5 protein-coding genes are annotated in these 6,263 nt (G+C 60.3%); 2 read left to right on the top strand and 3 right to left on the bottom strand.

Annotation, left to right across the window (positions count from 1 at the left end):
- Positions 1-65: 65 nt before the first annotated feature.
- Positions 66-1,424 carry a radical SAM family protein gene (locus T370_RS0120945; protein WP_029436898.1) on the bottom strand — a complete coding sequence of 453 codons (1,359 nt, stop codon included), beginning with the start codon at positions 1,422-1,424 and terminating at the stop codon, positions 66-68.
- Positions 1,425-1,557: 133 nt separating this feature from the next.
- On the opposite strand from T370_RS0120945, the gene T370_RS0120940 reads away from it, so the two are divergent.
- Positions 1,558-1,932, top strand: coding sequence for a hypothetical protein (locus T370_RS0120940; RefSeq protein ID WP_029436897.1), 375 nt, complete (start codon positions 1,558-1,560; stop codon positions 1,930-1,932).
- 82 nt (positions 1,933-2,014) lie between these two features.
- Here the strand turns inward: T370_RS0120940 and T370_RS0120935 are convergent, their stop codons facing one another.
- Together T370_RS0120935 and T370_RS0120930 are read right to left on the bottom strand one after the other, a co-directional pair.
- A complete protein-coding gene (locus T370_RS0120935) occupies positions 2,015-2,605 on the bottom strand; it encodes an HdeA/HdeB family chaperone (RefSeq protein ID WP_029436896.1) in 591 nt (196 codons plus the stop codon).
- A 430-nt stretch (positions 2,606-3,035) separates the two neighbouring features.
- The gene (locus tag T370_RS0120930; protein WP_029436895.1) at positions 3,036-3,914 is read right to left on the bottom strand and encodes a hypothetical protein; all 879 of its coding nucleotides are present in this window, start codon (positions 3,912-3,914) and stop codon (positions 3,036-3,038) included.
- Between the two features lie 460 nt (positions 3,915-4,374).
- Here T370_RS0120930 and T370_RS0120925 point away from each other — a divergent pair, with 460 nt between their 5' ends.
- Positions 4,375-6,099, top strand: coding sequence for a proline--tRNA ligase (locus T370_RS0120925; protein WP_029436894.1), 1,725 nt, complete (start codon positions 4,375-4,377; stop codon positions 6,097-6,099).
- Positions 6,100-6,263 lie beyond the last annotated feature (164 nt).

The raw sequence follows: 6,263 nt of genomic DNA, 5'->3' as shown, positions 1-6,263 counted from the left end.
GGTTTGGGGAGGGGGAGGAGAAACTTTCTTCAGAAAGTTTCTCCTCCCCCTCCCCAATGCTTCAATTATTTACCGCTCTCTTCTTCAGCTTCCGAAACCTCAAGCGGGGCGGGCTTCCACTCGCCGGGCATGGGCGTATCCCCGAGATCGGCCTTATCGCCAAGATAGGGATTGAAGTACCCGTACGTGATCCACGGACAGGCCCGCCGGATGCGCTTGCGGAAATTGTTCAACCCCACGGACGGGCCGAACGAAATCCCTTCGAGCAGCGAGGGGTAAAATTCGGGATCGATATTCAGATTCCGGAGCTGCACAAGACTGATGCCGGTGGACTGGAACAGTTCGATGAGGGCTTCGATTTCCTCTTCCGTATCCGTGATTCCTGGGAAATACAGCAAGTTGACGGCGACATGCACCCCGCGCGAACGGGCCTCTATGATGGACTGCCGCACATCGCCGAACGTGTAGCCGTGCGGGCGGTAGTACCTTTCGTACACTTCGGGACGGGCGCTATTGAGGCTCACGCGCAGCGAGGTCAAGCCCGCTTCCGCAAGCTCGGCGATGGCCTGCGGCCGGGAGGAATTGGAGTTCAGGTTGATCGTGCCATGCCCTCCGGCCTCGCGGTAACGCCGCACCGACTCGATGAGCAGCGGCGCTTCGGTCAACGGCTCGCCTTCGCAGCCCTGCCCGAAGGAAAAGACCGGCTTTTCAGTCTCGCGGCTCGCGTGGAACCGCATGATCTCCACCACTTCCTCGGGCGTGGGCGTGAAGGTCAGCCGACACTGGGGGGTAGCGCAGATTTTGGAGCCTTCCTCCTGCTGTGAAATGCATCCGATGCATCGGGCGTTGCAGGTCCGGGACGTGGGCAGCGGCGCTTCGTAGCGGCCAAGGCTCAGGTTCTTCGCCGCCGGGCAGCCGTAACGCAGCGTACAATTCTGCATGATGTGCTGCATGAGCCTGTTGTCCGGGAAATCTTCAATGATCTTTCGGGCGGAACGGTCGATCTTGCCGCGGGAAATCCCTTTGAAGACCTGCCGCACGTCCTCATCCACCTTCTTGGCGCAGACGTAGAAACGCCCGTTGGCGAATCCGACCGCCCCATAGGCGAACAGAGGCAGCATGGGCGCGCCTTCATCGGTCATATACACGGGATGCGCCGTCAGCGTGTGCGCGGGCGCGGCGAAAGCGGCAACGGCCCAATCTTCCATGACTTCGGTTTCGCCGGTCTCCGGGTTCAGGCCCACGGCCCGGCGTCCGGGCAGCAGGAACAGCTCGCTTTCCTCCGGCAGAGGCATCAGTTCATCGGGACGGGGCAGGCTCCATTCCTCGCCCCGGCGGCACAGAAGCAAAAAATCCGGATGATCATAGATATTCCCCTGCTCGTCAGCGACAAGCATATGGGGACGGATGGAGGGAGATGCCATATGTAAGGTCCTTGCGGTTGCGGTCAATGGGTATTATGAGGTAAGCCGATGCGCCTACAGGTACTGGAAGTGACACGACTCCGCAAGGGGCAGGCCGGGGCGCGCACATCACGCAAGGAAAAAGGAAAAGGTTATGCTGCTGGCTTTCGAGGTTGTGTTGTTCGGAGGTTTGGCCTTCATGTTTTTCTGTATTCTGCGCAATCAGGACAGTATGTTGAAGACCATGCGCGAAGAGCACGGCGCTATTCTTTCCACGCTGGCCAAACTGGAGAAGCGCATCGCCACACTCCAGCAGCTTGAGGCCAGCATCGCCATCAATCCCTTGGCCGTTCAGCCGCCGTATCCCCCGGAAGAGAAGCAGGAACTACCCCAAACGTGGGACCGCGCTCCCGAGCCCACCGAGAAACCGTCCTCTCCCCTCGGCGGCTTGAGCATGGACCCGCCCTCTTCCCTCGGTTATTCCGACGACAATCCCCCAAAGGGCGGTTTGCCTGAATTGAAGCTATAGAAGCAAGAAGGGATGCCAGATTGAAAGGGAAAAACGAAAGGCCGGGAAGTCCCCGGCCTTTCGTATCCGCTCTGAATAAAAACTACTCTTCGCCCATGATCACTTTACGCATGACGTCGATCAGTTTGGCGTCGGACCCGCCGCCCTTGCACTGGGCGAGCACTTCGGCCACATCTTCTCGGAACATATCCTGATGGATGGCCTGATCCTGATCCGCTTCCTCGTTCTCGGAAAGCTCGGACTCCAGATACCCCTGCGTCCACAGCAACAGCTGCGCGAGGTCTTCAGTTTCCGTCATGCCGTCAAGATCGGAACAGCGGGGCTCGCTCCCGCCTTCGGGGACATCATACTGCACTTCTTCAAGAATACCGTCGAGCGCTTTGCCGGGGTTCTTGGCGCAGACGGCCATGATGCCGCTCTCGAAATTTTTGACGGCCTCCGGGACGAATACCGTGCTTGACCCCTCCGCGGCGTAGCCTTCGAGGAAGGCCGTAACAAGCCGCCGCGTGCCCGCGTCCAGCCCGTTATACTGCTTGCAGGACAATTCAAACGGATCAACGTCATTGCCGACGCCCTTCATGGTAAAGGTGCTGAAATCGTCCAAGGCCAGAGCGTTCGACGTCATCATGACGCCCGCGACACCCAAGCAGGCAAACGTGAAAAAACGCTTCATACTCGCTACTCCAGAAAGAAGCGGATCGGGCTGCGAACGGGGCCAGCCATGTTCAAAAATATGCCGGAGCCCCCCGGCTCCCTGCGGCACCATGCTGCAGGGATTGCCCGGAGTATCGTATGTTCGAACGCTTGTCCATATGCTTGTATGATAAGAAAAACGGCTAGGTTGGAGAACGGGGCGACGGCATGGGGCAACAGCGCCTTCCCGCCGCCCGGGGGCCTTACGAAAGAACCAGGACGGAACCTTCTGCCCTCCGTGAAACTGTCCCGACTGCACGGAAAAAAATATCCTCAACGCCTCTCCGCATGTCCCGTAAACGCGATTTCGACCGTCCATATCCAACGGAAAAATTGAGCCCTTGAAAAAGAAAGAGCCGCCCGAAGCGAATGCTCCGGAACGGCTCCTCCATGTTGTATCCGTTTATATCCTAGAAGCTGTAACTGGCCCGCAAGACCGCGCCGAGCGCACGGTCCACGTCCGTCTTGGAAAATTCGTCGCCGCCCTTGTCATACAGGCGGAGCTGGCGATCAAACAGCAGTTCGGCGCCAACCGTCAATTTCAGGTCCGCAATGGGCGTGATGTCGAGGTACGCGCCGCCCGTATAGCCGGACTCTTCCACGTACCCCTTCCCGGCGACGCTGCTGTCGTTGGACAGGCGGTAGATGTCGCGATCCCATTTCGCCGCCACGCGTGCCGCGAGCAGATCATTGAAACGATACTGCACCCTCGTGCCGGGAAATCCTATAATGCCGGACAGCCCATAATCATGCTCGTTGCGCCACTCAGCCCCGACTATCGGCATGACAAGCGGGCGCACCGGAGAAATCAGGCCCGCCGCGCCGACATGGAATTTCAGGTCGTAGGTGGGCGAGAAGGTCAAGCCGCCGCGAGGCGCGAACGTAAACGAGTCCCAGATCTGATCTTCAAAGCCGGAAATGATGGAGCCGCCCGCAAACCAGTTCACCGACTCGCCCAGAGCGCCATTGAACGAAGCGTCCAGCGTCAGCTTGTTCAGCTGGTCCCACGGTGAGCCCTTTTTGCTGAAATTCACCGAGTCGGAATGGCTCCAGCTAAAGTCGGAACGCTTGTAGGCCAGCGTGAACCACTTGTATCCGGCGGATACCCCGGTTTCCGTCTTGGAATATGAACCGCCTTCGTCCACATCGGCCTTTTCATAGCCTTGCGTGTATATGTTGAAGCGCGGCCCGTCCGATTCCCATGCCCATGAAGTATCCGGCATACCGAACGCCGCCAGAACCATAAGACATGCGGCAACGGTGAATCCCCTGAACTGTCTTGCGATCATCTTTTTCTCCCAAAAGCGTTTTACTGCCCTTCCGGGCGGAACGAACAATTAGAATACACCGGAAAGTATCGTGTTGTACACCCCCGTCTTTCCACGCTCCGGGACAACGGGCGTTCTTGCAGTATTTATGCTTTCCCCGCAGACAGAACAAAAGAGGGAAAGACAGCGGCGGCAGCGCCGAAAAAGCCGCATTTTCCCCGCATGACCGGAACGGCGGGTGCCCTGCCCGGATCCGCCGCGGCCTGCTCTGCATCGTAAAGGTGAACCCCCGCCCGGCCCCCCCGCCGTACGGCCGCCCGGCTTGCCCCGCCACCCAGCGCGCCCCATCCCTCGAGCCAAACGGCCGCATTGGATGGGCAGGTATCTTTTGCCTTTTTGCCGCTTCGGGGTTACACTATTGCCCATCTTTAAGAGCCCGAACGCATCCGAAGGGCTCCCCATTTCATTCTGAGGTACATCTATGCGCTGGAGTCAATGGTACATCCCCACTCTGAAAGAAGCCCCGGGCGACGCTGAAGTCATCAGCCACAAATTGTTGATCCGCGCGGGCATGATTCGCAAGCTCACTTCCGGCATCTATACGTGGCTGCCTCTGGGGCTGCGGACCCTGAACAAGGCCGCGAACATCGTGCGCGAGGAAATGGACCGGGCGGGCGCTCAGGAAATCCTCATGCCGACCGTGCAGCCCGCCGACCTGTGGCGCGAATCCGGGCGTTGGGAACACTACGGCAAGGAACTCCTGCGCTTCAAGGACCGCCATGAGCGCGACTACTGCCTCGGCCCCACGCACGAGGAAGTCGTCACCGACCTCATCCGCGGCGAAGTGCGCTCCTACCGCCAGCTTCCCATGAACCTGTACCAGATCCAGACCAAGTTCCGCGACGAGATCCGCCCCCGCTTCGGCCTGATGCGCGGGCGCGAATTCCTGATGAAGGACGCCTATTCCTTCGACAGGGACGATGCGGGCGCGGACATCAGCTACAAGAAGATGTTCGAGGCGTACAAAAAGATTTTCAGCCGCATGGCGCTGCAGTTCCGTCCCGTGGAAGCCGACTCCGGCTCCATCGGCGGCAACTTCTCGCATGAGTTCATGGTGCTGGCCGAAACCGGCGAAGACACCATCGCCTACTGCACCGGATGCGACTGGTCCGCCAACATCGAGCGCGCCGCCGTCCTCCCGCCCGCCAAGGCCTGTGAGGAAACCTGCGCCGCCATCGAGGAAGTGACCACCCCGGATCAGCACACCATCGAAGAAGTCTGCGGTTTCCTCAAGGTTCCCGCGCAGAAGCTCATCAAGACGCTGCTCTACGTGGTGGACGGCAAGCCCGTCGCGGCCCTCGTGCGCGGCGACCGCGAGCTGAACGAAATCAAACTGAAGAACTACTTCAAGGCCGACGAAGTGGTCCTCGCCTCGCCCGAGCAGGTGACCCAGTGGACCAACGCCCCGGTGGGCTTCGCTGGTCCCGTGGGCTTCACCGCCGGCCCCATCGTCGCCGACCATGAACTCATGGCCGACACGGACTGGATCGCGGGCGCGAACAAGGCCGACACGCACATCCTGCACGTGGACCTCAAGCGTGACGTTCCGGCATTCGCCTATGCGGATCTGCGTTCCATCGCGGAAGGAGACGTCTGCCCCCGCTGCGGCAAGCCGGTGGCCTTCGCCAAGGGTATCGAAGTGGGCCACGTCTTCAAGCTCGGCACCAAGTACTCCACCGCCCTTAACGCCATCTACCTTGACGAAAACGGCAAGGAGCAGACCATCATCATGGGCTGCTACGGCATCGGCGTTTCCCGCGTGGTCGCGGCCTGCATCGAGCAGAACAACGACGGCGACGGCATCGCCTTTCCCCCGCCGCTCGCACCGTTCGACCTCGAGCTCCTCAACCTCGATCCCAAGAACGCCGACACCGCCGCCAAGGCCGACGAGCTGTATGATCTGCTGACCGGCATGGGCCTCGACGTGCTTCTCGACGACCGCGAGGAACGCCCCGGCGTGAAGTTCAAGGACGCCGACCTCGTCGGGCTGCCCATGCAGGTGGTCGTCGGCGGCAAGGGCCTCGCCCGCGGCATCGTCGAAGTGAAGAACCGCAAGACCGGCGAGAAGGGCGAACTGCCCGTGGAAGGCTTCGCCGAAGCCTTCGCCGCGTGGCGCAAGGGCGTCCTCGCCTGCTGGGGTATGTAAGGAACTTTATTGGGGGAGGGGAGAGGGAACCTTTCTGGAGAAAGGTTCCCTCTCCCCTCCCCCAAGCCCCAGCTATCCAACCTTAATCCATATTGATGACGGCAACCTTGCCGGATTCGGCGTGCAGCACGTGCACGGCACACCCCAGTCACGGGTCAAAGGCG

This window comes from Bilophila wadsworthia ATCC 49260 (assembly GCF_000701705.1).
Lineage (GTDB): Bacteria > Desulfobacterota > Desulfovibrionia > Desulfovibrionales > Desulfovibrionaceae > Bilophila > Bilophila wadsworthia.
This window is presented reverse-complemented; position numbering and strand designations above follow the sequence as displayed.

Coding starts and splice junctions, on each gene's coding strand:
- T370_RS0120945 (WP_029436898.1), bottom strand. CDS start 1,424: ATGGCATCTCCCTCCATCCGTCCCCATATGCTTGTCGCTGACGAGCAG.
- T370_RS0120925 (WP_029436894.1), top strand. CDS start 4,375: ATGCGCTGGAGTCAATGGTACATCCCCACTCTGAAAGAAGCCCCGGGC.
- T370_RS0120940 (WP_029436897.1), top strand. CDS start 1,558: ATGCTGCTGGCTTTCGAGGTTGTGTTGTTCGGAGGTTTGGCCTTCATG.
- T370_RS0120930 (WP_029436895.1), bottom strand. CDS start 3,914: ATGATCGCAAGACAGTTCAGGGGATTCACCGTTGCCGCATGTCTTATG.
- T370_RS0120935 (WP_029436896.1), bottom strand. CDS start 2,605: ATGAAGCGTTTTTTCACGTTTGCCTGCTTGGGTGTCGCGGGCGTCATG.